The organism is Nostoc sp. T09, assembly GCF_002154695.1.
Lineage (GTDB): Bacteria > Cyanobacteriota > Cyanobacteriia > Cyanobacteriales > Nostocaceae > Aulosira.
Genome location: NZ_MTAV01000003.1, coordinates 68,012 through 93,013 on the forward strand (window position 1 = coordinate 68,012; position 25,002 = coordinate 93,013).

25 protein-coding genes are annotated in these 25,002 nt (G+C 40.9%); 11 read left to right on the top strand and 14 right to left on the bottom strand.

Annotation, left to right across the window (positions count from 1 at the left end; genetic code table 11):
* Positions 1–707: 707 nt before the first annotated feature.
* A complete protein-coding gene (locus BV372_RS34955) occupies positions 708–908 on the bottom strand; it encodes a hypothetical protein (protein WP_143844934.1) in 201 nt (66 codons plus the stop codon).
* On the opposite strand from BV372_RS34955, the gene BV372_RS02350 reads away from it, so the two are divergent.
* Positions 907–2,574, top strand: a complete 1,668-nt coding sequence (locus BV372_RS02350; protein ID WP_086682666.1) for an MBL fold metallo-hydrolase — start codon at positions 907–909, stop codon at positions 2,572–2,574. The two genes, BV372_RS34955 and BV372_RS02350, sit on opposite strands and share 2 nt — an antisense overlap.
* A 107-nt stretch (positions 2,575–2,681) precedes the next feature.
* Here BV372_RS02350 and BV372_RS02355 read toward each other — a convergent pair whose 3' ends face one another.
* The 4 genes from BV372_RS02355 to BV372_RS02370 form a co-directional block, all read right to left on the bottom strand.
* Positions 2,682–2,993, bottom strand: a complete 312-nt coding sequence (locus tag BV372_RS02355) for a DUF6679 family protein (RefSeq protein WP_086682670.1) — start codon at positions 2,991–2,993, stop codon at positions 2,682–2,684.
* A gap of 566 nt (positions 2,994–3,559) precedes the next feature.
* Positions 3,560–3,775, bottom strand: coding sequence for a hypothetical protein (locus tag BV372_RS02360; protein ID WP_086682673.1), 216 nt, complete (start codon positions 3,773–3,775; stop codon positions 3,560–3,562).
* Positions 3,776–4,094: 319 nt separating this feature from the next.
* Positions 4,095–4,883, bottom strand: coding sequence for a Nif3-like dinuclear metal center hexameric protein (locus BV372_RS02365; protein WP_086682677.1), 789 nt, complete (start codon positions 4,881–4,883; stop codon positions 4,095–4,097).
* A gap of 108 nt (positions 4,884–4,991) precedes the next feature.
* A complete protein-coding gene (locus BV372_RS02370; RefSeq protein ID WP_086682680.1) occupies positions 4,992–5,405 on the bottom strand; it encodes a secondary thiamine-phosphate synthase enzyme YjbQ in 414 nt (137 codons plus the stop codon).
* Between the two features lie 134 nt (positions 5,406–5,539).
* Between BV372_RS02370 and BV372_RS02375 the strand changes: the two genes are divergently transcribed.
* Together BV372_RS02375 and BV372_RS02380 are read left to right on the top strand one after the other, a co-directional pair.
* Complete coding sequence (locus BV372_RS02375; RefSeq protein WP_086682683.1) at positions 5,540–6,046, top strand: pentapeptide repeat-containing protein; 507 nt, start codon at positions 5,540–5,542, stop codon at positions 6,044–6,046.
* 191 nt (positions 6,047–6,237) lie between these two features.
* Positions 6,238–7,191, top strand: a complete 954-nt coding sequence (locus tag BV372_RS02380; protein WP_086682686.1) for a DUF4351 domain-containing protein — start codon at positions 6,238–6,240, stop codon at positions 7,189–7,191.
* Positions 7,192–7,263: 72 nt separating this feature from the next.
* On the opposite strand, the gene BV372_RS02385 is transcribed toward BV372_RS02380, so the two are convergent.
* Entirely contained in the window at positions 7,264–8,337 is a 1,074-nt protein-coding gene (locus tag BV372_RS02385; protein WP_086682690.1) for a glycosyl transferase, read from the bottom strand.
* Positions 8,338–9,186: 849 nt separating this feature from the next.
* Here BV372_RS02385 and BV372_RS35880 point away from each other — a divergent pair.
* Together BV372_RS35880 and BV372_RS02390 are read left to right on the top strand one after the other, a co-directional pair.
* A complete protein-coding gene (locus tag BV372_RS35880) occupies positions 9,187–9,360 on the top strand; it encodes a hypothetical protein (RefSeq protein WP_179197946.1) in 174 nt (57 codons plus the stop codon).
* A gap of 111 nt (positions 9,361–9,471) precedes the next feature.
* Positions 9,472–11,448: a response regulator gene (locus BV372_RS02390; protein ID WP_086682693.1), complete on the top strand. Its 1,977-nt coding sequence runs from the start codon at positions 9,472–9,474 to the stop codon at positions 11,446–11,448.
* A 321-nt stretch (positions 11,449–11,769) separates the two neighbouring features.
* Here the strand turns inward: BV372_RS02390 and BV372_RS02395 are convergent, their stop codons facing one another.
* The gene (locus BV372_RS02395) at positions 11,770–12,066 is read right to left on the bottom strand and encodes a DUF3288 family protein (protein WP_086682761.1); all 297 of its coding nucleotides are present in this window, start codon (positions 12,064–12,066) and stop codon (positions 11,770–11,772) included.
* Between the two features lie 289 nt (positions 12,067–12,355).
* Between BV372_RS02395 and BV372_RS02400 the strand changes: the two genes are divergently transcribed.
* Positions 12,356–14,806 carry an ATP-dependent Clp protease ATP-binding subunit gene (locus BV372_RS02400; RefSeq protein WP_086682697.1) on the top strand — a complete coding sequence of 817 codons (2,451 nt, stop codon included), beginning with the start codon at positions 12,356–12,358 and terminating at the stop codon, positions 14,804–14,806.
* A gap of 148 nt (positions 14,807–14,954) precedes the next feature.
* Here the strand turns inward: BV372_RS02400 and BV372_RS02405 are convergent, their stop codons facing one another.
* The 6 genes from BV372_RS02405 to BV372_RS02430 form a co-directional block, all read right to left on the bottom strand.
* Positions 14,955–16,103, bottom strand: a complete 1,149-nt coding sequence (locus tag BV372_RS02405; RefSeq protein WP_179197947.1) for a PD-(D/E)XK nuclease family protein — start codon at positions 16,101–16,103, stop codon at positions 14,955–14,957.
* Between the two features lie 88 nt (positions 16,104–16,191).
* Positions 16,192–16,782: a 2OG-Fe(II) oxygenase gene (locus tag BV372_RS02410; protein WP_086682703.1), complete on the bottom strand. Its 591-nt coding sequence runs from the start codon at positions 16,780–16,782 to the stop codon at positions 16,192–16,194.
* Between the two features lie 277 nt (positions 16,783–17,059).
* Entirely contained in the window at positions 17,060–17,629 is a 570-nt protein-coding gene (locus tag BV372_RS02415) for a peroxiredoxin (RefSeq protein ID WP_086682706.1), read from the bottom strand.
* A 31-nt stretch (positions 17,630–17,660) separates the two neighbouring features.
* Positions 17,661–17,924: a regulatory protein SipA gene (sipA, locus tag BV372_RS02420; protein ID WP_086682709.1), complete on the bottom strand. Its 264-nt coding sequence runs from the start codon at positions 17,922–17,924 to the stop codon at positions 17,661–17,663.
* A gap of 76 nt (positions 17,925–18,000) precedes the next feature.
* Complete coding sequence (locus BV372_RS02425) at positions 18,001–18,522, bottom strand: Coq4 family protein (RefSeq protein WP_256973065.1); 522 nt, start codon at positions 18,520–18,522, stop codon at positions 18,001–18,003.
* A gap of 397 nt (positions 18,523–18,919) precedes the next feature.
* Positions 18,920–19,447 carry a Spy/CpxP family protein refolding chaperone gene (locus tag BV372_RS02430; RefSeq protein WP_086682713.1) on the bottom strand — a complete coding sequence of 176 codons (528 nt, stop codon included), beginning with the start codon at positions 19,445–19,447 and terminating at the stop codon, positions 18,920–18,922.
* A 344-nt stretch (positions 19,448–19,791) separates the two neighbouring features.
* Here BV372_RS02430 and BV372_RS02435 point away from each other — a divergent pair, with 344 nt between their 5' ends.
* Both BV372_RS02435 and BV372_RS02440 read left to right on the top strand, forming a co-directional pair.
* Positions 19,792–21,000, top strand: coding sequence for a sensor histidine kinase (locus BV372_RS02435; RefSeq protein WP_086682716.1), 1,209 nt, complete (start codon positions 19,792–19,794; stop codon positions 20,998–21,000).
* Positions 20,997–21,659, top strand: a complete 663-nt coding sequence (locus BV372_RS02440; protein WP_086682719.1) for a response regulator transcription factor — start codon at positions 20,997–20,999, stop codon at positions 21,657–21,659. Before BV372_RS02435 ends, BV372_RS02440 begins: the two co-directional genes overlap by 4 nt.
* 59 nt (positions 21,660–21,718) lie before the next feature.
* Here BV372_RS02440 and BV372_RS02445 read toward each other — a convergent pair whose 3' ends face one another.
* A complete protein-coding gene (locus BV372_RS02445) occupies positions 21,719–22,144 on the bottom strand; it encodes a nucleoside deaminase (protein ID WP_086682722.1) in 426 nt (141 codons plus the stop codon).
* Positions 22,145–22,235: 91 nt separating this feature from the next.
* On the opposite strand from BV372_RS02445, the gene BV372_RS02450 reads away from it, so the two are divergent.
* The 3 genes from BV372_RS02450 (at position 22,236) to BV372_RS02460 (ending at position 24,990) form a co-directional block, all read left to right on the top strand.
* Positions 22,236–23,027 (top strand): ion transporter, encoded by a 792-nt coding sequence (locus BV372_RS02450; protein ID WP_086682725.1) that lies wholly within the window; start codon positions 22,236–22,238, stop codon positions 23,025–23,027.
* A 175-nt stretch (positions 23,028–23,202) separates the two neighbouring features.
* On the top strand, positions 23,203–24,177 hold the full coding sequence (locus BV372_RS02455) for a TIGR04222 domain-containing membrane protein (protein ID WP_086682728.1): 975 nt from the start codon (positions 23,203–23,205) through the stop codon (positions 24,175–24,177).
* Positions 24,178–24,198: 21 nt separating this feature from the next.
* Positions 24,199–24,990, top strand: a complete 792-nt coding sequence (locus BV372_RS02460) for a TIGR04222 domain-containing membrane protein (RefSeq protein WP_086682730.1) — start codon at positions 24,199–24,201, stop codon at positions 24,988–24,990.
* Positions 24,991–25,002: the final 12 nt, after the last annotated feature.

Consider the following 25,002-nt stretch of genomic DNA (forward strand, 5'->3'; position numbering starts at 1 on the left):
AAAAGCGTTTCACATTGAAGTGAGGGGTGTTACCTCTAATCCGCCATCAGTCCTAATCAACTTCTGCCTTCTTTATGCCAGGGAACCTGTCCACCGGATTGGATAACTTAGTGCTCTCTGCATGATTTTCAAGCTATTATCCTGAAACATCACAATATTTAATTCAATAATTTATATATAGGCAAATCAAATAAAAATCCGGAATAAAATATGTATTCCAAATAAACAATGAGTAACTTCGTTAATTTAGGAATTGGGTAATTATTGCTAACAAGCCTAGAACGCCACTCTTGTAGCAATCACAGTTGATGTACACCTAGATGCCAAGAATGCTATATAGATAGATAGACAGGTCGGCTGAAAAAGTCTACAATCAGAACTTATGATAGTAAATTTACCTATTGTCCAATCAACCTAAGCATAGTAAAGATTTTCTAGTGTTTCAGCCTTGATGCCGAAGCGCCCTATTAATATTATGAAAGTCTTTTAGTAAAGGGCAGCAAACCAAATGGATGTAAAGCTGATTTTAGTGGGATTAACAGTCGTATTTACGATTTCGTGCTTGTTTTTTGGCACAAAAAACGGATTTTATGACTCAGATAATTATCACGGCAATGGCTCTGCACATTGACAGAGGTCTGAAGGTCGGCTTCTGACCCTCAGAACTTCGGAAAGGAAAACGGGCAAGAGGAAAATTTCCTTAGCCCCTAGTTTGAGGGCTTCTCGTTACCCAACTTTTCCGAACCAGAGCGGGTTCGGCGGAGGTGTCCTCCCCCATCAAAAATCCGCATTTTCAGGGTGAAGGGGCGCAAAATAAAACTTACCCCTGGGTCACAAAACCAAAATACCCACAGTTTTTGGCTTTTGGGATATTTCCATGACAATGAGGTTTGAGGGGAGGAGAACATGAGAGATAATCTTTCATCGTCCTCTCGTATTGATGCTGATGAGGCAGCTAGCGAATTAGAATGTTTGCCTTATAGTGTCCAGCATAATGATGAGGGCGTATGTTTATTAGTACGGATGGGTCCGTACCGCATCTTGCTTGATTGTGGTTTGGGGGATATTTCATCGCTGGTGAAGGAGCTAAAACAGTCGGCACGCCAACGAAATTCTCCCTTACCAATAGATTTAGTTTTGATCAGTCACGCCCACCCAGATCACGCTAGAGGATTGCTGTCACTGCATAAGGCTTTCCCTCATTTAGCGATATACGCCAGCGAGGTAACCAGCAAGTTACTGTCATTAAACTGGTTAGACCAAGATCCACAAGAAATTCCCCAATTTTGTCAAGCCTTACCGCTGCGATCGCCTGTGGAATTTCAAGAGGGCCTGGTAGCAGAGTTGTTTCCCGCAGGGCATCTACCAGGGTCAGTGGCGATTCTACTCACCTACACCACCCCAAGGCGTACTTACAAACTACTGTATACAGGTGACTTTTTCTTATCTAACTCGCGGCTGGTAGAAGGCTTGCGTTTAGAAGAATTACGGGGATTAGAGTTAGATGCTCTAATTATTGAAGGTACTTATGGGACATCGCGCCATCCTCACCGTCGTAACCAAGAAAATCAACTAGCAGAGCGAATTCATCGAGCGATCGCAGATCGCTGTTCTGTACTGCTTCCCACACCTGCTTTAGGTTTGGGTCAAGAACTACTAATGCTTTTACGCAGCCATCACCACTTCACAGGTAGAGATTTGGATATTTGGGTTGATGGTGCTGTAGCTATCGGCTGCGATGCCTATCTAGAACTACTGGCCCATCTCCCCCCATCAGTACAAAACTTCGCCCGTCATCAACCATTGTTTTGGGATGAAAGGGTACGTCCCCGTGTGCGGCGTTTGCAAGCAGAACATCGTGCCAATATTGGTAAGTCCCCCTGTATTGTCCTTACTGACTCTACAGGTGATTTGAGTAAATACTGCCAAAGCGAAACAGGCCCTTGGCTAATTCTCCTCCCAGAAAAAATAGATATAAAAGTTCAAAAACAATATTCAGCACCCACGACCATTGAAGGCTATCTCCTCGCCCAACATAGTGATGGTCCTGGTACTACCCAGCTAATTCATAATTTGCGACCCCAGCACGTCATTTTTGTTCACGGTTCCCCTTCCTACTTGGCAGATCTGACTGCCTTAGAAGAGTTACAAAACCGCTACCATTTGCATTCACCTTCTGCTGGGATGTTGGTAGAACTGCCTATTGGTGACACATTTATACAACCAGCTGCGCCAGAAACTAATTATGAAGGCGAACTGACAGAGTTAGGAACTGTAATCACAATTACCATCCCAGATGCAATTACAGCTGATCCCCGCTGGCGATCTTTTGCTGATACAGGTTTAATCGAAGCCCGTTGGCAGGGTGAAGAAATAGTATTACGGGGTTTATCGCAACGAGAATTACTCAATCAAAGTAGCGATCGCTATACATTGACTGATGTTGAATGCTGTGGAACCTGCCGACATCAACGAGGTCAGCGATGTTGGAACCCTAATTCCCCCTTGTACAACTTCAAGGTAACTCTTGAAGGTTATTGTCCTGCCTATGAACGGTTAAATGAGAATGAATAGGGGATTGGATAGATGAAGGAGACGCAAACAAATGACAAATGACAAAAAAGTTAAGAGTCCAGAGTGGAAATATTGACTCTGGACTCTTGACTCTCGACTATTTTGATTTATTCAGGATTTGAATCAGTGTAACGGTTATGGATACGCTCAGCTTCCGGACAGTCTTCGGTTAAAAGAGGTTCTACATTACCGCGTGGCACTGAGGCTAGCTTTTGGGTTACAGCACCAATACTTTCGAGCCGAACCATCTCTTCCCAAGAACAAACTTCATCTTCTTCTTCTGTTTCATAGCGTAGGGTCACTAAATCTCCCTCTATATCAATGATGCGGGCGCGTTCGATCCAGCGTTGCTGGTCCCGCAAAAAAACACATACCTCCCGCCCATCGCAACACAATTGATAAATCTTGCGGTGTAGCATGTACTGCTTCTGCCTTTTTAAACAACGTAGTTAAACCTTTCAAAATTGGGTTTTACCCCAGTGCATAATACCCTTAAGAAGCCAGTTTTACAGTTACGTGTAACTACGTATTTTGACCCAAACCAAAGACTTGCGTGTAGTTGTCAGAATCTTTGGAAATGTTGGGTCATCACTTCATAGTTACTACGTTGGTGAAACTAAAACTTCTTCAGGTTCCTTCAGCGAATGTATTCTTCATAGAAGTCATACAATTCGGGATTTATCCTAACTAGGTTAATCCTTGCTGGTGAGTTCTTCCTACCATTATGTAATAATAGATACTCCGAAACAAGCATTGATTGCGGTTGTTTGAGTTGCCTACTTGTAGTCATTGGCATTGCTGGGAAGTCCGGGAACTCGGCTGTACTTTTACCCCTATGTATTTGATCTTAACTCATTCTCTGGCTGTCCTGAATGGTTTTAGACAACAACATCTCAAGAGTTTTGAGTTTAGGGTGTTTTGACTGATGTGACACGTCCCGTTTAGGAGCAACTATGCAACGCCAAAGTCAATTATTGTCAGGGTATCAGCAAGATTTGTTCCCTAGGGGAAATTCCATGATTAATTTCGAGGATGCTTCTCGTTTAATTTGACCTGCACGAACCGCATCGGAAAGCGCGGCTAAAGCTAGCAAATCATCTGACTGATAACATTTCGTCGCTAGAACTTGATGGAGCAGACCCTCAGATTCAACACTAAGACATCCAGTTTGGAAAGCAGATTCAACAATTGTGCGAATCATTTTGATTAGGGCTTAGTTAGCAATTTGTTACCTCCATTATGAAATAATTTATAATTTTACAAACTGATATAAAACAGCAAGCAATGGTGATTATAATTACATTATTTTGTGATCTCCATCATAGGAACCTTTATACTGTCTGACTCTTGAATTGTCGATATATTAATAGACTTAGGAAATAAATAATCCACAATTTTCAAGCCAAGAGTAGAAACTAGACCTCAATATATGATAGTTAAATATACACTAGTTTTAAGTAAATGCCGCAAAAAAAATTTGACATTTTCAATTCTACTTAGGAATAATAATATACATAAAATTACGGCAAAACCTGCCGGAAATCCTCATCTTGATCGCTCAATTGTACCCAATCTAGATTTAAAGACCGTAATTTTTGCACCAAGCGATCGCAAGCCGGGCGTTCAGTAGCGTAATGTCCGGCGTCAATCAAAACCAAACCGCGATCGCGGCTTTCTTGGAATTGATGGAACTTACAGTCAGAAGTTAGATAAGCAGAAGCACCAGTTTTCACTACCGCCGAAATATAACTAGCACCCGAACCCCCCAAAACTGCAACTCGAGAAATTTCTTGGTGTAAATCGGCAGTTGGTGAAACAATCAAATTTGGAGGAGCAAGACGGGTGTGGATTACCGCCAATAATTCCTTTAATGTCATCAAAGGCTGTAATATGCCAACCCGACCATATCCTAAACCATTTTGTGTAGGGACTATGGGGGTAACATCCTTGAGTTCTAAAATCTGAGCCAAAACATCAGCAGTCCCATCCTGTACTTGGTCGAAATTGGTATGAGCGCTGTAAATACCAATATTTTTGGTAAAAGCCAACCGCACCATATCCGCGATCGCTTCACCACGGCGTAGGGATTTGGGAGGGTTAAATATTAGGGGATGATGGGCAAAAATTAGATTAGCATTACAGGCGATCGCTTCATGCATCACCGCCAAAGTTGGAGTTAAACACACCAAAACCCTAGCTGGTTGTTGTAAAATCCCTGGCTCAACCTGCCAACCGCAATTATCCCAGTTTTCACTCCAAGCAGGATTTGCCCATTCTTCAAACCACGTAATTAAGTCAGCAATTTCCATTAAATTTTAGCAGCTACCAAGCGGGCTAATTATTTTATGCCCAATTAAGCTAACAGAAAACTGTGGCTTAAGTAATATTTAACGATCAGCCCCATCAAGCAAAAAGTTCTAACCAGAGATGTGGACAACCAACTCTCTGACATGACTCCGCTGACGATGCTCCCAAACATAAATTCCTTGCCAAGTACCCAAAACCAAATGACCTCGATTAATCGGGATATGTTCAGAGGTGTGGGTGAGGGCTGTACGGATATGTGCCGGCATATCATCAGGGCCTTCCGCATCATGAATGTACTTGCCTGATTCTGGTACAAGTTTCGCCATAAAGTTAGCCAGATCCACCAACACATCAGGATCGGCATTTTCTTGAATCACTAAACTAGCTGAAGTGTGGCGCAAAAATAGAGTACACAGTCCAGTTTCCACCCCCGACTCAGCAACGATCGCTTCAATTTTTGAGGTGATATTTTGAAAAGATTTGCCAGTAGTGGAAACTCTGAGTAGCTTTTGGTAATGAGTCATCTGCAATGAGTTAAAAGTCCACTGAGCGTCAGAATACGCTTGCTAATTGAGAATATATCACACAACTTGGGAAGAGGTGGTTTGTCCGGTGACTGGGTTGCTGTTGTCTTTTATGGAGGTTGAAATTATTGACTATGGAAACAGTCAAGACTACTGGGGAATTATTGCAACGTTATGCTTCTGGAGAAAGAGATTTCCCAGGAATTGACCTAGAAGGTCGTGTTAGAAAAGATATCTCACTCGAAGGAACCGACCTGAGTGGAATAAACTTGGCTGGTGCTAACTTGGCTGAGTGTCCTCTGGAAAATATCAACTTCAGAGGAGCTAACCTTGAAGAAATTTGGTTTCAATCCTCTAACATTCGGGGTGTTAACTTCGAGGGTGCTAACTTGCGAAACGCTAATCTCACTCACTCGCTTGCTGATGGTGCCAACTTCACAAATGCTATTTTGACTGGAGCCGATCTCAGATGTGCCAGTATGGAAAATGTTAATTTGACTAGAGCCAATCTGAAGGATGCTGTTATTGGCGGTAGTTATACTGGGGAAGACATAGATTTTGAGGAAAGTGCTCCTTACTTGAGAGATGCTATTTTCTTCGACACCATTATGCCCGATGGTAGTATTCAAACTAATTCCTAGTGCGATCGCTCCTAGCTCATAACTTGAGTTAAGTAACGAATTCCAAGTACCTATGGCAACCTTGAGTATACGTGAATTAGAGATGCGATCGCCTAGCATTTTTGAAAGTAAATCGTCTTTGCTGTGGCAATAATCGACGCTGGAGTATTCTTTACTATATCCGTCGAATAAATGCCAAATTCCAAATCCAGATGACTGAGGAAATAGAAAGAGCCGATAATGATTCACCCTGGAAAGAAATATTAGAAGCATACTTTCCCCAAGCCATGCATTTTTTCTTTCCAGAAACAGCCAGATTAATTAACTGGGAACGTCCCCATGAATTTCTAGATAAGGAATTTCAGCAAATAGCCCGTGATGCTGAACAAGGAAGAAGATACGCAGATAAATTAGTCAAAGTTTGGCAAATTCAAGGACAAGAAATTTGGCTATTAATTCATGTAGAAATTCAAGCCAAACCGGAAGAGAGCTTCGCAGAAAGAATGTTTTCCTATAACCTGCGGATATTTGACAAATTTGGCAAACCAGCAATTAGCTTGGCGATTTTGTGCGATGCCGATCCAAATTGGCGACCAAATCAATACAATTACAATTATCCCGATACTAAGCTCAATTTTGAATTTGGCACCGCTAAACTTCTCGATTATCAAAACCGTTGGCAAGAGTTAGAAGCTAGCGATAACCCATTTGCAACGGTTGTCATGGCACATTTGAAGACGCAGCAGACGAGTAAAAAACCAGGAGAACGCAAAAGTTGGAAATTTAGCTTAATCCGGCGATTATACGAACAAGGACTGCAAGAAAGAGATATTCGTAACCTCTACCGATTTATTGACTGGGTTATGATTTTACCAAAAGCATTGGAAGCGGAATTTTGGGAAGAATTTAAACAGTTTGAGCAGGAGAGAACTATGAGCTATGTAACAACTGGTGAACGTATTGGCTACGAACGGGGACAACAGGAACAAGCGCAAAGTCTCGTCCTACGCCAAGTAAAAAAACGGGTGGGAGAGTTAGCGCCAGAAGTTCAAGAACGCATTCAAGCCCTTTCCTTAGTGCAATTAGAAGCGCTTGGCGAGGCTTTGTTAGATTTTACAAGGCTAGAGGATTTACTTAGCTGGTTGGAAGCAAATCCTCCAGGTTAGGATTTTCAGGTGTGGGAATGGTTGATCTGTAGCCTCTAATTAAGTGCGATCGCTCCTAGCCCGTAAATTGAGTTAAAAATATTTTAGGACAGCATTAGCGATCGCTTCATTGCCATCTTTAGCAATTGGTTGAGATATCTTTGGTTGCAGAAGAGATTGATGCAGAAAATCCCAACTACCTTCAAACAACTCAGTTGGGCTAAGGATTTGATGTTGATTATAATTACTCAACCCTTCAATTAAAAAAGCCGCTTCCGCAAAATCTTCGCGAGTAACGGTAACAAGCGGTACTTGCAAACGGGTAGCCTCCGCAAAAGTACCGTAACCAGGTTTAGAGACAACTCGCCCACAAATCGGCATAAAATCTACAGGTCGGTGTTTTCGGTCAGTAATTTTCACTAAATTAGGTAAATCTGGCGCAGATGGATCGAAAACAATGAATTGCCAATCGGGGAAAAGGCTCAGATTATCGTAGGGAAGCTGCTGTAAACCCAAGCCGCCGAAAGTCAGCAGAATCGTTTTTACTAGGGGTGCGGTAATCCCCCAACTTGCACGCAAATCCTCAGCAGCGTAGCGGGGCGAACCACCTGTTAAACCTACATCTATAATATTGGTGAAAGCTGACATCGGTTCATGGAAAGGGAGGCGATATAAGCGATCGCATTTTGAATAACAATCACTAATCCAGTCAGCAACTTCCAAAAATTCCCCGCCCCAGTCGCGATAAATTAAATCCCAGCCAAAATTACTAATCGACCAGCAGGGAATGTTGGCGGCTTTGGCAATTAGGGACGCGAGAAAGGGAATATCAGCCAAAATCAGATGGACACGATTTTGACGGATAAAATTGACTTCCGAAGCAATTAAAGAATGTTGCTTTTTTTTAATTTCTAATAACTTTGCTAAAGTGGCTGCTTTATCCATTGTCAAGCTATCTGCTTGCACCACACCCAAATCAAATGCTCTAGGGCGATGGATAAAATCGCCTTCGATATAGCACTCTAGTAACCAGCGTGGTGCAGTAGTCACCATAATGAGCAGAACTTCGGGACAGAACTTTTGAATAGTTGCGGCGACTGATGCCATGCGAGTAGCATGACCAAAACCGTGGTTAGTAATAGCTAGGTATAAAATTGCGCGTTCCATAATAGATAAGAGCAACAGCTGAGAGGGAATGCATCTGCAAGCCACAATCAATTTACCGGGTTCTGGCAACTTTGGGTGATGATTTTGGCAAGTGAGGCGGGACTGTAATGGCTGAAGTGAAAACCCCGCAACTCAAAGGCTGTCTTGCTGGTAGTAAGGAGATGGGATAATGAATGCGATCGCGTTGATTAGTTAGTCACTCTGCTCAGAGTAGGGTGAGAGAGGCACAGGATTAAATGCGTTGTAACTCAACGTTATGTTTTAGTGCATAACGGCAAAATCATCTTTCATCAAGCTTTTAGGTAGTTTGATGATCTGAAAACAGTCTACTTAATATTTCTTTTATAAATAGTCTTTAAAAGCAGTGTTTAAAGTAGGTTATCATCAAGAAAAATTCCGGTTTCACATTAAAATCCAAGCATTAGCATTGCTCAAGCAAAAATAGCAGAAATATTTTTGCTTGAGCAACAAATTCCTCAAAAGAGCCGTAATACAAAAGAAACAGGAATAAAACTGGTAATTAACAGTCCATCAGTTAAGTTTATGGGCAAAGGAGTGTTTTTTAGATAACCATCACTAACTGCGTACACCAAGACGCATAAAAAACTACCTGAACCCTTCTACACCTTTGCTTAGTTTTCACAAACTTGGTGATGTTTGTCATGGGCGGCATCGAAGTTACTTGAAGTTAGTTATAGCTCAGGAAGTATACCAGACTTAAAAGGAATGATAGTAATTGCTGTTTCAGCTAGCGTTGTTGATTGCGCTCACCAAGATACTCAGGAAGTTGGTTGTGACGGTTTTCTACCCAAACCTGTTCGGTAATAGGATCTTTAAGAAAACTGAAAAATGCATTTAGGCTGGGAATGGGTTAATCGAGAAAACGAGCGGAAGAATTCACGTCCCACTTCAGACTTACTACTGCCAACTACCCTTATAGTTATCTCTAGTGAGGAGATTGCTAGCTTTGTTGATGTAGCAATGAAGTGTCATCTACGAGCTATTGTCAATCGAAGCTACTAGAGTGGAAGATAGAGATTGACAATGGATGCTATTTGCTACCCATATCTGTCAACTTGCTAAATTTTTAAAGAAAAACAAATTCGCCTTTTTTAACATTTGTTAGAGGTATTAATGAGCGATAATGCTACTAACCAAGGTGTCATCTTAATCGTTGATGATAATCCTACTAATTTAGAATTATTGCTCGATTTTCTAGAAGAGTCAGGGTTTAAAGTTTTAGTAGCTGAAGATGGCATAAGTGCAGTGGAGATGGCAGAATATGCCTCACCAGACTTAATTTTATTAGACGTATTGATGCCAGAAGTCGACGGTTTTGAAACTTGCCGACGGTTAAAAAGCAATCCAGAAACTCAAAATATTCCGGTAATTTTCTTAACTGCACTTGTAGATAAGGTTGATAAAGTTAAAGGGTTGAATTTGGGAGCAGTGGATTACATCACTAAACCACTGGCACATGACGAGGTTTTAGCTCGCATTAAAATTCACATGCGCCTGCAAAACCTCACGAAAAAACTCACCGAGCAAAATCAGTGTTTGGAAGCGGAAATCTTTGAACGCAAGCAAGCAGAACAAAGAATCCGTGAACAAGCAGCTTTGTTAGATATCACAACAGATGCAATTATCGTACAAGACTTGAATAATCAAATCCGATTTTGGAATCAAGGATCTGAACGTCTGTATGGTTGGAATCAAGAAGAAGTGCTCACAAGAAATGCTAATAAGCTGCTTTATCAACAGGAGACATTATTTCAACTGCAAGACATCCAAAAAAGTTTAATGAACTGTGGCTTATGGGAAGGAGATTTACATCAAACTACCAAAACTGGTAAAGAAATTATCGTTGCTAGTCGTTGGACAGTGATGCCCGATTTGGCAGGACAACCTAAATCTATATTAATTGTTAACACTGATATTACAGAGAAAAAACAACTCGAAGCGCAGTTTTTGCGAGCACAGCGTATGGAGAGTATTGGAACTCTAGCAAGCGGTATTGCTCATGACTTAAATAATGCGCTCACACCAATGTTGATGATAGTTCAACTCTTAGAAATAAAACTTGCAGATGAAAATAGCAAACAATGGCTGGCAATTTTAGAAACAAATATTAAACGAGCAGCAGATTTAGTCAAACATGTGCTGTGTTTTTCTCGAGGACTTGAAGGAAAATTTAGTACATTAGAGATAAACGATGTCATTTCTGAAGTTGAACAAATTGTTAAACAGACATTTTCCAAATCTATTGCAATACATGTTGATATTCCCAGGCAAAGCCTTTGGAACATCTCAGGTGATGCTAATCAACTCCACCAAGTAGTATTGAATCTTTGTATTAATGCTCGTGATGCTATGCCAGACGGCGGTATTCTGAAGATTTCTGCCAAGAATGTCTGGATTGACAGCGAATGTGCTCGCAGGAATATTGATGCTCAGGTTGGTCCTTATGTAGTGCTTACCATATCCGATACAGGCAAGGGTATTTCAAAAGAAATAATCGATCGGATTTTTGAGCCTTTTTTCACAACAAAAGAAGTCGGTCAAGGCACAGGGCTGGGACTTTCAACAGTCATGGGAATTGTTAAAAGTCACAATGGTTTTGTGAAAGTAGTAAGCGAATTGGGAAAAGGAACAGAATTTCAGATATATTTGCTAGCTACACAAACAATTGAGACAGAAAATACATTAACAGGCTATGATGATTTACTCACAGGAAATGGAGAATTAATTTTGGTTGTTGATGATGAAGAATCAATTCGGGAGATTACGAAAACTGCTTTAGAAAAAAATGCTTACAATGTTTTAGTTGCTAAAGATGGAATTGAGGCAGTTGCCTTATATACAAAACATAAAACAGAGATTAATGTCGTCTTAATTGATATGATGATGCCATCTATGGATGGGCCGATGGCTATCCGTGTACTGAAAAAAATTAATCCAGAAGTCAAAATTGTAGTAGTTAGTGGATTGACTTCTAATCATGAATTAATTGCAACTTTAGATAATAGCATCACAAGCTTTTTACCAAAACCCTATACATCACAAGAATTGTTAAAAACTGTACAGGTTACACTTTATTCAAACTCACGCTAAAAACACACGCAATGCAGTCTTTAGACTTGAACAGAGCATTATGAATTAGTAATAGCGAGAACCGAGCGTCACTCGCCGGGCTTGCCACAAGCTATTATAAACAGGACTTACGCAAGCAAAATTTGTCATTGCGACCGGAACGTAGTGTAGGGAAGCAATCCCAGAAATTCAGGCGATTACGTCGCTACCCTACCCTGCGGGAACCCTCTACCCTGCGGGAAGCTAACGCAACGAGGGAACGGGAACGACTTCGTCGAACGCTAGTAATGACGGAATTCCGTGACTTTTGCGTAAGTCCTAATAAATTACGAATTATTGTGACTAATTCCAGTCCTGTTCTTCCTTTTTGCCGCGACTTTTATAAATTCCCCCAACATCGTGGATCTGGCGAGTTTTTTCAAACAACTGTGTTTCCGTCAAACCCCAACGCTGCAAGACTTTATCTAAGTCTTGTTGGATGTCGCGCGCGCCCGGAAAGCCTTGATAACGAATCAAGAGCCGAGCTAGTTCTGCTAAGTTATGGTCTGTCGCCTCTTGAGCTAGTAAAATATCAATAGTGGGGCGATCGCGGTTATGAAGAGGATGCTGTTGGTCTTTACTTCCGGATGCTTCAGCCATCGTCAGTCCTAAGTTATGAGTCTTGAGTTTTAAGTGTAGCTGAGAGACGGAGAGTAGAGAAGCCAAAACCAACACTGAAGAGGTAAATGTCAAATCCATAACTTCTCACCTCCTGAATATTCCACTCAGCACGTTAGCGACGGCAACCACACCTTAACTCTTACGGCTCTCACCACTGTCATTGAACTTTAAATAAAGATACATTGTCATTAAGAAAATACATGAAAGTTTAGATAAGGGTGAATGATATTTCACCCAAAGCCAAGCAGCAAGGGAGCAAGAACCCGCTATGTTTGAACACTTCACTTCCGAAGCAATTAAAGTAATTATGCTAGCTCAGGAGGAAGCACGTCGCCTGGGACACAACTTTGTAGGAACAGAGCAAATTCTCCTCGGGCTGATGGGAGAAGGAACTGGGGTTGCTGCTAAAGTGCTGACCGAATTGGGCGTTACTCTTAAAGACGCACGTCGCGAGGTCGAAAAAATTATTGGTAGGGGTTCTGGCTTTGTACCACCGGAAATTCCTTTTACTCCTAAAGTAAAAAGCCTCTTTGAGCAATCGTTTAAAGAAGCTCATGGTCTGGGGCACAACTACATTAATACAGAACACTTACTCTTAGGTTTAACCGAGGCTGGTGAAGGTGTAGCCGCCAAAGTACTGCAAAATCTCGGCGTTGACCTCAAGAGCATCCGCACTGCGGTGATTCGTTATTTAGGTGAAAACGCAACAGTTTACGCTGCGGGTAATGGACCAAAGCGCACCCAAGCACTCAGTCTAGAAGAGTTTGGCAGAAATCTGAGCAAACTGGCACAAGAAGGCAAGCTAGACCCGATTGTTGGTCGTGATAAAGAAATTGAACGTGCCATTCAAATTCTCGGACGTCGGACTAAGAACAATCCAGTGTTGATTGGTGAGCCGGGAGTTGGGAAAACAGCGATCGCCGAAGGTCTGGCTCAACGGATTATCAACCAAGATGTTCCCGAAGTTTTGCAAGACAAGCAAGTAATCAGCCTCGATATGGGCTTGCTAGTCGCAGGAACTCGCTTCCGGGGAGATTTTGAAGAACGCATCAAGAAAATCGTCGATGAGATTCGCACTGTCGGCAATATCATCCTCGTGATTGATGAAATTCATACCTTAGTTGGTGCTGGGGGAACAGAAGGCGGCTTAGATGCAGCCAATATCCTCAAGCCTGCTTTAGCTAGAGGTGAACTCCAGTGCGTTGGTGCAACCACACTAGATGAGTACCGTAAGCACATTGAGCGTGATGCAGCCTTAGAGCGCCGTTTCCAACCGATTATGGTAGGCGAACCCACAGTCGCAGAAACCATTGAGATTCTCTATGGCTTGCGGGGAGCTTATGAGCAACATCATAAAGTGACAATTTCTGATGCAGCTGTAGTCGCAGCCGCCCAATTGTCAGACCGCTACATTAGCGATCGCTTCTTGCCAGATAAGGCAATAGACTTGATTGATGAAGCTGGTTCTCGCGTGCGTCTGCGCAACTCTCAGATTTCTCCTAACAAAGAACTGAAGCGCGAATTGGCTGGTGTCACCAAAGCCAAAGAAGATGCAGTCAGAATCCAAAATTTTGATACAGCTGGTAAGCTACGCGATCAAGAATTGGAACTGCAAGCAAAACTGCACGCCGAAACTCAAACAGGTACATCAGGCAAAACTCCCGTCGTGGATGAGGAAGACATCGCCCAAATCGTGGCTTCCTGGACTGGTGTCCCAGTCAACAAGCTCACAGAATCAGAATCCGAGCTACTGTTGCATCTGGAAGACACACTTCATCAACGGCTCATCGGTCAAGAACAAGCGGTTACCTCTGTATCTCGTGCCATCCGTCGCGCCAGAGTTGGGTTAAAGAACCCCAATCGACCAATCGCCAGCTTTATCTTCTCCGGTCCTACTGGAGTTGGGAAGACAGAATTGGCGAAAGCCTTAGCCGCCTACTTCTTCGGCTCAGAAGAAGCCATGATTCGCCTAGATATGTCCGAATACATGGAAAGCCATACAGTCTCCAAGCTGATTGGTTCACCTCCTGGTTACGTAGGCTACGACGAAGGCGGACAACTTACAGAATCCGTGCGGCGCAAACCATACACAGTGCTGCTATTCGATGAAATCGAAAAAGCACACCCCGATGTATTCAATATGCTGCTGCAAATCTTGGATGACGGACATCTCACCGACGCCAAAGGTCGGAAAGTGGACTTCAAGAACACCTTGATCATCTTGACATCTAACATCGGTTCCAAGGTCATTGAAAAAGGTGGCGGTGGTTTAGGCTTCGATTTCGACAACCAAGCCGATGCTAGTTACAACCGCATCCGCAACTTAGTAAATGAAGAACTCAAAGCTTACTTCCGTCCAGAGTTCCTCAACCGTCTTGATGAGATTATCGTCTTCACCCAGCTTTCTAAGGATGAAGTCAAGCAAATTGCTGACATCCTCTTACGTGAAGTTGCTGGTCGTTTGACAGAGAAGGGTATTACCTTAGAAGTCACAGAACGCTTTAAAGAACGTGTAGTTCAAGAAGGTTACAACCCCAGCTACGGTGCTAGACCATTACGTAGAGCTATTATGCGTCTGTTAGAAGACTCTCTGGCAGAAGCTTTGCTAGGTGGTCAAATCGTAAGTGGAGACACAGCCATTGCTGATGTTGACGATGATGGTCAAGTGCAAATCCAAAAATCGGAAAAACGGGAGTTACTGTTAGCAAATGTTGGCTAATTTTATACCGTGTCACTTTTGCTGTAACATATGAGAACCATTCCACATCCTGCCTGCCGCAGAAGAGCGAGAGAGGAGTATCTTTGATAGAACTGAAGTGAAATGGTATTAGCTCTTTAAAACCCTGGTAGAAATACCAGGGATTTTTTTAGGGAGTTGTTGAATGCGCAGGATGAAGTCGCTTCGTCAAATCTTCTAACTCCCGGCCATCAAGCAGCAATTCAATCACTTCACGACCTTGCAAGATAAATCTGTCAACTTGCTGTTCAAAGGTTATAGTACCTCGTAAAACCTCAGCTAGAGGTTTTCTTAAATGTAGAGGATGCCAACGATTAGGTTTTGTTGCTTCAAATCTGTGATCGTGAAAATCCCATTTACCGGAATTGGCTTTCAATCTTGAGCGCAATTTAGTATATTCCTCAGAGTGAAAAAAATCCCCTTCAACGGTCTTCCACTTATCTATAGCAAAATCTAGAATTAGACAAAAATCGGGGCCTAGATGTGAATTTGAAGGCTGCACGCAATGATCTGAACCATCTAGAAGAACACCAATGAATATACCTGGAAACCAACCATCTAAAATATCTAACCCTAATCGTCCCCATTGAGGTTTTACAGGCATACAAGGAATCGGCGCATCTTTTTTCAATCCAATTCTCTTTGAAACCCAACGCCAATCTGCGTCAGCAGTACGTAAGGTTATGCTTTGCAAGTTAGGTTTTATTGATTGAGCAGGTATATAAGAAACTATACTTTCATAAGAAACTGGTGCTGCTGGCCCTAAATTTTCCTCAACCAGCATATCCATAAAACCACGAACTAGACTATCGTCTGATTTTGTTTCTACCCAAGATTTCAAAAATTTATATATATCACTCCAAGTTAGAGCCAAGTCAGGATTTTGTTCATGTTGCCGAGTTGATCCAGTAATCAGAATTAATTTATATCCTTGTGACCATTTTAAGTTGGTTTTTGCATAGTCACGATATTTGGAGAGTTGCTCTGGACTTAAGTATGACCATACCTTGTGTTCAAAGATAAAGGCAAACTGTCCAAGATCTGCCACCATATCTATTTGTCCACCAGGGAAGGTATGTTGTGTTTGCCACGCTGGTATTGTATGAGTTAAAGAAAGAGGTTCTGGTAATTTAGGATTGAGATAAATTACAAAATCACGAGCAAGCTCCTCTTTATTTCTCAGAAGCCAAGCAAAACCTTCGGTAATAAAATTCTCAATTGGATCAAGCTCTTGGCTTTTGGGATATTTACGTAGTGCGCTAAACAAGCTATCTGACAAGCTTTTATCCTCCGTAGCTTTAAAAGCCTTCAAGGTAGCATATAGAGCCAGGTATTGTCCTTATGCGATCGCCCCACTAATGAGTAGTTCAATATACTTTCGACATTCGACGGTACATCACATCTGAGCGTAAAACGTACTTTCGTCCTTGGATAACAGGAGTACCTTCATGTACTAGTTCGTGGACAAAACACAAAGCCATACCTGTAACTGGAACAACATCTATAGTAGGCAAATGGTCATAATATCGACGCGACAGATGAAAACGGGTTTCACCACTAGAAAAACCTTCATTCAGGTAAATCATGAAAGTCAATAAACTTTCCTCGCCGTTAGGTCTCTGATAAGAACCATCATGATGAATCGCAAACCTCTGGCCTGGATCATAGCGATAGAAACGAAAACGCTCATTCAGCCCCAAGGCTTGCCATTGCCCAATAGTATTAGGTATAAGATTTGACACTCGCTGCCATAAATCAAAAGCTCGTTCCTGGTCATCTAAAATGACACGCTGATTATTGCGGATGTCGGGACGTATTTGAAAACCTCGGATGGTATTAATCGGAGCATCTGTATAACCAATGTTTTCGGTTAAAGTAATATACTCAGTGCATTCTTCTGGTGAGAGAATATTATCCAACGTGAAAATTTCGTTGCCAAGCAAATTTTTCTTGGTCATGGTTGAGTATGAGTGCATTTTTTGTAATGACGCACATCATCTTTCATAGTTTCAATCGCGATAGCGCTAATAGCGATCGCAATCACCGTATTGAGTAATAAATTCATCAACGGTTAGAAGTTTTGGGGCTGATTTAACCATTGTGATTGTTCCTGATCTACGGCAAGCCGCTTCTCTGCGAGACGCTACGCGAATGCGTCTACGCCAATTCCTAAGTAATAATTTTAGTTTAGGGATTGGCGATCGCGATCAACTCTAGCAATTCTCAAAAATCTTGCTACACATTACTCCCTGCATTTTTGCGTTGCAACTCCTCAAGTCGCGCTAGTACTTCTGTGCTGTGAACATTGGGATTAACTTTAACAAAAGTCTCTCGCAAAATGCCCTCTGGATCGATGACAAAACTGTGGCGCATAGAGACGTAACCAATCCAAGAACCATAAGCTTTACTCACTGCGCCTGTGGTATCTGCCAACAGAGGGAATTTTAGCCCCTCTGAATCACAAAATTCAGCGTGGGAATCAACATCATCCGCACTCACACCAATAATTTGCGTATTCTTATCGATGTATTTGGGCAAGTCTTGCTGAAAACGACGCGCTTCTATCGTGCAACCAGAGGTGAAGTCTTTTGGGTAAAAATACAGCACTACCCATTTACCACGCAATTCTGAGAGAGAAATTGTCCCATTACCTGTGTTGGTTGGCAAAGTAAACTCCGGTGCAGGTTGATTATTTGCTGGGAGTTTACCACCAAGCGCATCAGCAACAGAAGTAAAATTCAGCCAACTGAGGAGAGCAACACAGCTGGCAAATAATATGCCCAAAAAAGTACGGCGAGAAATCATGTGCAGATAAGAATTATAGCTTTACATAAGTTTACAATTCTTCGTTGCTATTTGGCTCTGGCTCAGATTCGGGAGGAATATCTGTACTTTCGATATATTGGCTATCGAGGAGAAAAGCTCCCTTCGCAAAGCGAATACCCCAATATCCACCAGGACGACGATCCATCACTGTACCTTCTTCGCCAAGATGAATTACATCAGGGGGGCGGAGCATGGGCATAGGGTCAGCCGTTTTGACGTAAGCTGGTAGTGCGACAACCCGAACTTTACTACCAATAATAAATTCTTTAGACATTTTTGATAAAACAAGGAGTTTTGAATTAACTCATAACTCAAAACTCCGATCTTTTGCTAGGGGCTAACCGATTTTTTTAACTGTGACTGTTGGCTAGACGAAACAATGCTTGCACATCAGTTAAGGGTAAGTACCAAAGTAATTCTGGTTGCCAAGTATCTAGGTCTAAGTGGGAGTGGTAACCGCGTTGGTATGCTTGCCATAGTTTGTCCCAACTAAGCTGCTGTCGTTGATTTCTGTAAATGATGCGTAACAGTCCTAGCCCTAGCATCAGATTAATGAGTCGAAACTTAGATCCTAGTAGAAATGCTTGTACTTCTGCTTCCCCAATTAGGTCAGTACCATAACCTGTGATAACGTGAATAGCATCGTGGAGTTGTTTGCGGCGAGCACCTGTGGTGAAGGGTTTGAGGTTGTTTTGCTCCAAGAAGTCAGTCAAGCTTCTACCAAAAGTCCCCAGAGGAAGCAATCGCAATTCCTCTATGTAGACAATTTGAGGAACAACTAGTCCCTGTGCTTCAGCTTGGCGGTCAAGTAAATCTAATAGCTGTTGCAAGCGAGGAACAGGATTGGAAGAAGCGCTGAGGGGTTGCATCATACTCTTGTGTTTAAATGATTTGGCAAATATTTTTCAGTCAGTCGTAACTGAACTCAATTTCAACTTGAATTACTTACCAGTGTTATGAAAAATGACTGAGCATAAGCGCTCAGTCATTTACTCTATATTCACTAGAATAATGTTGATAATTTCGTACCATTCTTAAGGTTATACCAATTTGAAAAAAGAATGCGACAGATGGATTCCCATCAAGCAAAACACACAAAGCAATTCCCAATCCAAAATCTAAAATCTAAAATGGTATTATATTTTTAGTCAATTCATTGTTAATAAATTCTCCTCGAATTGAAGTTAATTTAGGAATGCGGTAGACAGTGGTATTGTGCCTTTACTGATGATTGTGCAAAAGCTTAGTTTCGCACAACGGTGCTAGAGTCTAAGGTTGTGTACCTTGGTTAGAATGGCGTTGTTGCCAGCGCGCACGTGCATTTTCGCGCAATTGCTGAAATTTTGCCTGTTGTTCAGGAGTTAGTACTGCTTGAATTTTTTGTTGTGAAGACTGCATAATTTGCTTCATTTGAGCTTTTTGAGCTTCAGTTAAATTCAGCGCTGCAAAACCTCCCTTGGGACGTTGACCTGGCTGTTGGCCGGCTTGACGCTGACCTCTTTGTGCTTGACGTGCTTGGAATTGCGCTTTTATCTGGTCTCTTTGTTCTTGGGTGAGAACTGCTTCCATTTGGGTACGAGTATCACGGCGAATTGCTTGTATTTGGCTTTTCTGTGCATCCGTTAACCCCAATTGTTGCCATATCCCGTTCTTACGAGCTTTTGGTGTTTGTGTATTTTGAGCTTGTGCAACTAGTCTATTGGAAGAAAAACCTTGTTGCGCTTTGACTGCAAAGGGGGTAGCAGTTAAAGTTAAGGCGATCGCTCCAGCTACTAGTGATAATGCTTTGACTTTCATGGATAACCTCGTGTGTTGTTTCCTTATTTCGATGTCACCATCATAAGAAATCATTTTGATCGACTACATGAGGAGAAAGTCATGAATACACCCATGACTTTGGTCATTATTTACTTGTGAGCAATAATACTAGTCATTTAATGTAAATTAAACTAGAGTTATAAAACTGGTTACAAGGTGGATAATTTTTATATTTATCTTTAAATCCATTTGCACCTAACTAAGTATATGTGCGTAAATAAATTATATTAACAAATTAAGTTTAATACTTAGTCTTAATACTTTAACTTAATCATAGCAATCTACTTTTTATAAAAACTATTAACACATTTAATTTAAATAACATGAAACGTCCAATTAAATTTCACAATCATCCTTTTCGATTTCTACTTTATTTAGAGTGGATATTGCTAGCGATCGCTACTATCAGCGCTGTAATGCCATATCCATCACCAAAATTTTCTAGTCGGTTTCCAGAAATTGCAACTGCAAGTTTGATTATTTTTGGATTAATGGGTTTGCGACTGCCCACTGGTAATAAAATCACTAAAATAATTTATACTGCTTTTGAAGTTTTATTAATTTTAATTACTGGCTTTGTTGGGGGTAGGGCTTCTAGGCTTTTTCCTTTTATCTACATAATTTTAGTAACTCGCAGTTGCTTAATTTTTAATTTATCTGGGCGTTTAGTAGTCACATTTATATCATTTATTTTATTTCTGTTAACATTACAGCAGAGGTTGCATAACTTTCCAGTATCGCCACAAGCACAAGAGCGTTTTCAATTCTTTACCCTAAGCCTGTCTCTATTATTTGGGTTAAGTTTAATTTTTGTATTACTGTTGATGAATACAGTATTATCTGAACGTCAAAGTCGCGAAGAACTAGCTATTGCTAACGAAAAACTTCGTCAATATGCTCTACGAATCGAAAATCAAGCAACCCTAGAAGAACGTAATCGCATCGCTCGCGAAATTCATGATTCTTTGGGACATTCGCTAACAGCGTTAAATCTACAATTAGAAACTGCTTTAAAACTTTCACAATCTAACCCGAGTAAAGCTCAGAGTTTTTTAGCGAGAGCAAAAGAATTAGGTTCTAAAGCATTACAAGATGTCCGACAATCTATTTCTACTATGCGTTCTCATCCCTTGCAAGAGCAATCTTTAGAACAAGCGGTTCGAGGATTATTAGAAGATTTTCAACATGCAAATGGTTTTTCACCAATTTGTATAATTAATCTAGAAGATTCTCTACCCAATGAACTTAAAACTGCTATTTATCGAATCATTCAAGAATCTTTGACAAATATTTCCAAACATGCACAAGCCACAGAAGTTAGGATAGAACTAGATAAAACTCCTAGAAGTTTACGTTTAACTATTGAGGATAACGGGAAAGGCTTTGATTTTAAACAAAATACTACTGGTTTTGGATTGCAAAGTATGCGCGATCGCACTTTAGCGATCGGAGGTGTATTTAATATTCTTAGTGCCCCTGGCTATGGTTGTAAAATTACAGTTGATATTCCCCAAATGAGGTTGAATAAATGATTAAGGTATTGCTAGTAGATGACCAAAATTTAATTCGCCAAGGATTAAGAGCATTATTAGAACTAGAAGCAGATTTAGAAATAGTGGGAGAAGCAGAAAATGGTGAAATGGCAATTGATTTGGTTGCGCAACTACAACCAAATGTAGTATTAATGGATATTAGAATGCCCATCATGGATGGAGTTGCAGCTACCAGAGAAATTCAAAAGCGGTTTAGCAATATTAAAGTTTTAGTATTAACAACTTTTGACGATGATGAATATGTAAAAGCAGCCCTAAAAAATGGCGCAATGGGTTATTTATTGAAAGATACACCCTCGGAAGAATTAGCTTTCGCTATTCGCGCTGTTGACAAAGGTTATACTCAACTAGGTCCGGGAATAGTGAAAAAACTTTTGACTCAGTTTCCTACTTTAGAAGCAACTCAGTCACCACCAATACCGCCTAGTTTGGCAGAACTTACTCCTAGAGAAAAAGAGGTTTTAAGCTTAATTGCTCAAGGTGCTAGTAACCGCGAAATTGCCCAAAAACTTTACATCTCTGAGGGTACGGTGAAGAATCATGTCACAAATATGTTGAATCGCTTGAATTTACGCGATCGCACACAAGCTGCAATTTTTGCTAATACATATTTGTCTTATTTAACTGAGTCTGATTAACTTTTTTATTCTACGCAGGGTAGAATAAAAAGTAAGTTATTCTTATTTAAGTAATAAGGTTATTTAAACAATTTCAGGCATTCTGTTTTTAAAATGCCTTGAGTCACCTTGATATTTCTAAATGACTTAGCAATTACCTCTTCACAAGATATATCAATTTGTGACTGATTGACAGAAATCAAATCTTGAATTGAAGCACCATATACAATTTCTGATATACCCGTCCAAATACAAGCGGTTGCACACATTGGACAAGGTTCGCCAGTTGTATAGATACTATAACCTGACAAAGAAGGATTTTTAAGTTTAGCTGTTAAACTACGAATAACATTGATTTCTGCATGAGCAGATGGATCGTTATCTCGTCTTACAGTATTATGACCTACGGCAACTACTTCGTTATCTTTCACAATCACTGCACCATAAGGAGCATCACCTTTTTTTGCCTCTGTCAGTGCTAGATGCATAAAAGAATCGTGGTTCATATTAGCTAGTAAATTGAAAAAGTTACTTGTTAAGAATATCTCATTTTGAATATTATTTCTGCGAACTACTGAAAAATAGCTACTGTCAATTATGTTACTAAGCAGAGAAAAAGCTGAATTCTACTTAACAGATCTAGATACGCCAGTAGGACAAGGGATTAATTTAACTATTGCCGGACTAGTTTTTTTGTCATCAGGCATTTTTGTGGCAGAAACTTATAATATTCCTAATGTTGTTCGGCTCCAGTTAAATATTGTAGATACTGCTATTTTTATAATTTTTGTAGTTGAATATATCATGCGTCTATGGAGTGCAGAAAATAAAATTAAGTATTTTCTCAGCTTATATTCAATTATTGATTTAATCGCTATTTTGCCATTTTTTCTGGGAGCAGTAGATTTAAGCTTTATTCGATTGCTACGATGGTTTCGGATTTTAAAATTAATCAGAGTTATCGATCAAAGATTTTTCTTTGGCAGCATCAGTAGTGAAGATGGAGTAATATTTGCGCGAATATTATTTACATTATTTGCGATTATATTTGTTTACTCCGGCTTAATTTATCAAGTGGAACATCCAGTTAACCCGAAAGTTTTTACCACTTTTTTGGATGCATTGTATTTCTCAATTGTCACAATGACAACTGTGGGTTTTGGCGATGTGACACCAGCTTCAGAATTAGGTCGATGGCTTACAGTATTGATGATTTTGACAGGTATAGCACTAATTCCTTGGCAAGTGGGCGATTTAATTAAGCGATTGGTAAAAACTGCTAACCAGGTAGAAACAATTTGTGCGAGTTGTGGTTTAGCTTTTCACGATACAGATGCTCGGTTTTGTAAAAGCTGTGGAGCTAAATTACCTGCTATGAAGGTTGAGTAATTAGAGGTAGCTTTACGTATTATGGTACGTGTAGTATGATTGTAATGTAAATGTTTTCCGTAAATGTTGTGACTCATGGTGTTGAAATACATTGTTTGAGACCTTTAAATCTATGGGAATTCTAAATTTAGAATTCTCGAAAGGTTGAGTGGTGTACCAATCAGGAGTAAATTTTATGGATGCCTTGTTACATAACCCAATTGCAGATATGTACGGGCCAGATTTTCTACTGTTGTACAGCAGCGTCATTATCTTGATAACGATCGCCTGTGGATGGCTTGTACAAGATCCCACAAAAAATCAATCTTTGCCTTTAATTCCGAGCGAACCAGACCCCTACGAAATTGCTTACTTGCGTTCGGGAGTATCAGAAGTAGTAAAAGTAGCGATTTTGAATTTAATTCAGAGAAATTATTTACAAATCGCTGAAAAAGCCATTAGCAAAACAGCAAAACTTCGGAATTTGTCTGAGCTAGAGCCTATAGAGCGTGAGGTTTTTTCTAGTTTTTGCTCTACCCCATCAATCAAATCTATAGAGTCAATAGCTGAAAAAGTGCAACCATACTGCCAGATTTACGAAGAGCAGCTAAATGATGAGCAACTGCTATATGCTCAAAAATGGCAAGCAGCGAATATTCAAGTTGGCTTGATTGCGGCGACAATTATTTTGGCCCTAGGCGGTTATAAGCTCTTAATCGCTTTAGGAAAGGGACGGCACAATGTAGGCTTTCTAATTGGCGTGGGTATCCTGTCAATTATCTTTATTCTATGGTTTGTCAGCAGGCGATCGCACCTAAGCCTTCGAGGCAAGGCTTATCTGCAACAACTGCAACAAACATTTGCTGACTCGAAAACCAAGGTAAAATTCGGCTCCCCTTCTGCATTTGACAACAACTTAGTCCTAGCACTCTTTGGCGTTGAGGCGCTGGCTGGTACTTCCTACGATTCATACTACAAAATATTCTTTCCCCCAAAATACTCAAGAACAAGTAGCCAGCAAAGAAGCTCTTCTTCATCTGGTAGCTCCTGTAGTAGTGGTAGCTCTTGCGGGGGCGGGAGTTCTTGCAGTAGTGGGAGTTCTTGCAGCAGCGGTAGTTCCTGCGGTGGTGGTGGCTGTGGCGGTTGCGGTGGTGGCGGTTGTGGAGGTTAGCAAGATTTAAAGTCTCAAAATATGTCAAATCAACCTATTCCAAGTTCACAAACACAAGCGCCAACAATTAAGTTGCTAATTGCTGCTGTGGCAATATTGGTAGTGGTGGTGATCGCTAAAATAGTTCCAGATATGCGAGGGACTGACTTTCTGGTGTTGTATGGTGCAGTAATTACCATGACACTGCTGGGAAGTGCATGGCTAGTACAAGACTCTACAAAAAACCAACCTTTACCTTTAATTCCGGCTGAACCAGATCCTTACGAGATTGCTTACTTGCGTTCCCAAGAAATGGGAGTTGCTAAGGTAGCAGTCATGGACTTAATCCAACGTGGTTATTTACAAATAACTGAAGATTCCATCAAGCAAGCAGAAAATCATGGTGATGTATCTGGGCTAACACCAATACAGCGCGAAGCATTTGATTGGTTTTCTGTCTCAACTAAAGTCAGGTCATCTGGACACTTGTTAGCGAGCAAGTTACAGCCGCACTGTACAGTTTATCAACAGCAACTACAAAATCAGCAACTTTTGAATTCTGAGCAAGTGAAACTTAAAACACAAGGAATTGGCTGGATAGGAACTTTGATTATTGTCGGTTTGGGTGGTTTTAAGTTTGTAGTAGCCTTATTAAATGGACACCGTAACGTGGGTTTTCTCGTCGTCATGGGGTTTTTTTCACTACAGCTTTTATGGACTGTTTGTCAGACAAATTTTCTTAGCAGTTTGGGGAAAAATTACCTGAAACAACTGGAAACATCATTTGAGCAATTGAAACAGAAAATCAAAGCTGACATTCCTGAAGAAACATAAGCCAACTAATAA

Coding starts and splice junctions, on each gene's coding strand:
- BV372_RS02460 (WP_086682730.1), top strand. CDS start 24,199: ATGTCAAATCAACCTATTCCAAGTTCACAAACACAAGCGCCAACAATT.
- BV372_RS02425 (WP_256973065.1), bottom strand. CDS start 18,522: ATGATGCAACCCCTCAGCGCTTCTTCCAATCCTGTTCCTCGCTTGCAA.
- BV372_RS34955 (WP_143844934.1), bottom strand. CDS start 908: ATGTTCTCCTCCCCTCAAACCTCATTGTCATGGAAATATCCCAAAAGC.
- sipA (WP_086682709.1), bottom strand. CDS start 17,924: ATGTCTAAAGAATTTATTATTGGTAGTAAAGTTCGGGTTGTCGCACTA.
- BV372_RS02455 (WP_086682728.1), top strand. CDS start 23,203: ATGGATGCCTTGTTACATAACCCAATTGCAGATATGTACGGGCCAGAT.
- BV372_RS02380 (WP_086682686.1), top strand. CDS start 6,238: ATGACTGAGGAAATAGAAAGAGCCGATAATGATTCACCCTGGAAAGAA.
- BV372_RS02390 (WP_086682693.1), top strand. CDS start 9,472: ATGAGCGATAATGCTACTAACCAAGGTGTCATCTTAATCGTTGATGAT.
- BV372_RS02370 (WP_086682680.1), bottom strand. CDS start 5,405: ATGACTCATTACCAAAAGCTACTCAGAGTTTCCACTACTGGCAAATCT.
- BV372_RS02385 (WP_086682690.1), bottom strand. CDS start 8,337: ATGGAACGCGCAATTTTATACCTAGCTATTACTAACCACGGTTTTGGT.
- BV372_RS35880 (WP_179197946.1), top strand. CDS start 9,187: ATGCATTTAGGCTGGGAATGGGTTAATCGAGAAAACGAGCGGAAGAAT.
- BV372_RS02450 (WP_086682725.1), top strand. CDS start 22,236: ATGTTACTAAGCAGAGAAAAAGCTGAATTCTACTTAACAGATCTAGAT.
- BV372_RS02435 (WP_086682716.1), top strand. CDS start 19,792: ATGAAACGTCCAATTAAATTTCACAATCATCCTTTTCGATTTCTACTT.
- BV372_RS02395 (WP_086682761.1), bottom strand. CDS start 12,066: ATGGCTGAAGCATCCGGAAGTAAAGACCAACAGCATCCTCTTCATAAC.
- BV372_RS02430 (WP_086682713.1), bottom strand. CDS start 19,447: ATGAAAGTCAAAGCATTATCACTAGTAGCTGGAGCGATCGCCTTAACT.
- BV372_RS02360 (WP_086682673.1), bottom strand. CDS start 3,775: ATGATTCGCACAATTGTTGAATCTGCTTTCCAAACTGGATGTCTTAGT.
- BV372_RS02355 (WP_086682670.1), bottom strand. CDS start 2,993: ATGCTACACCGCAAGATTTATCAATTGTGTTGCGATGGGCGGGAGGTA.
- BV372_RS02410 (WP_086682703.1), bottom strand. CDS start 16,782: ATGACCAAGAAAAATTTGCTTGGCAACGAAATTTTCACGTTGGATAAT.
- BV372_RS02415 (WP_086682706.1), bottom strand. CDS start 17,629: ATGATTTCTCGCCGTACTTTTTTGGGCATATTATTTGCCAGCTGTGTT.
- BV372_RS02350 (WP_086682666.1), top strand. CDS start 907: ATGAGAGATAATCTTTCATCGTCCTCTCGTATTGATGCTGATGAGGCA.
- BV372_RS02445 (WP_086682722.1), bottom strand. CDS start 22,144: ATGAACCACGATTCTTTTATGCATCTAGCACTGACAGAGGCAAAAAAA.
- BV372_RS02440 (WP_086682719.1), top strand. CDS start 20,997: ATGATTAAGGTATTGCTAGTAGATGACCAAAATTTAATTCGCCAAGGA.
- BV372_RS02400 (WP_086682697.1), top strand. CDS start 12,356: ATGTTTGAACACTTCACTTCCGAAGCAATTAAAGTAATTATGCTAGCT.
- BV372_RS02365 (WP_086682677.1), bottom strand. CDS start 4,883: ATGGAAATTGCTGACTTAATTACGTGGTTTGAAGAATGGGCAAATCCT.
- BV372_RS02375 (WP_086682683.1), top strand. CDS start 5,540: ATGGAAACAGTCAAGACTACTGGGGAATTATTGCAACGTTATGCTTCT.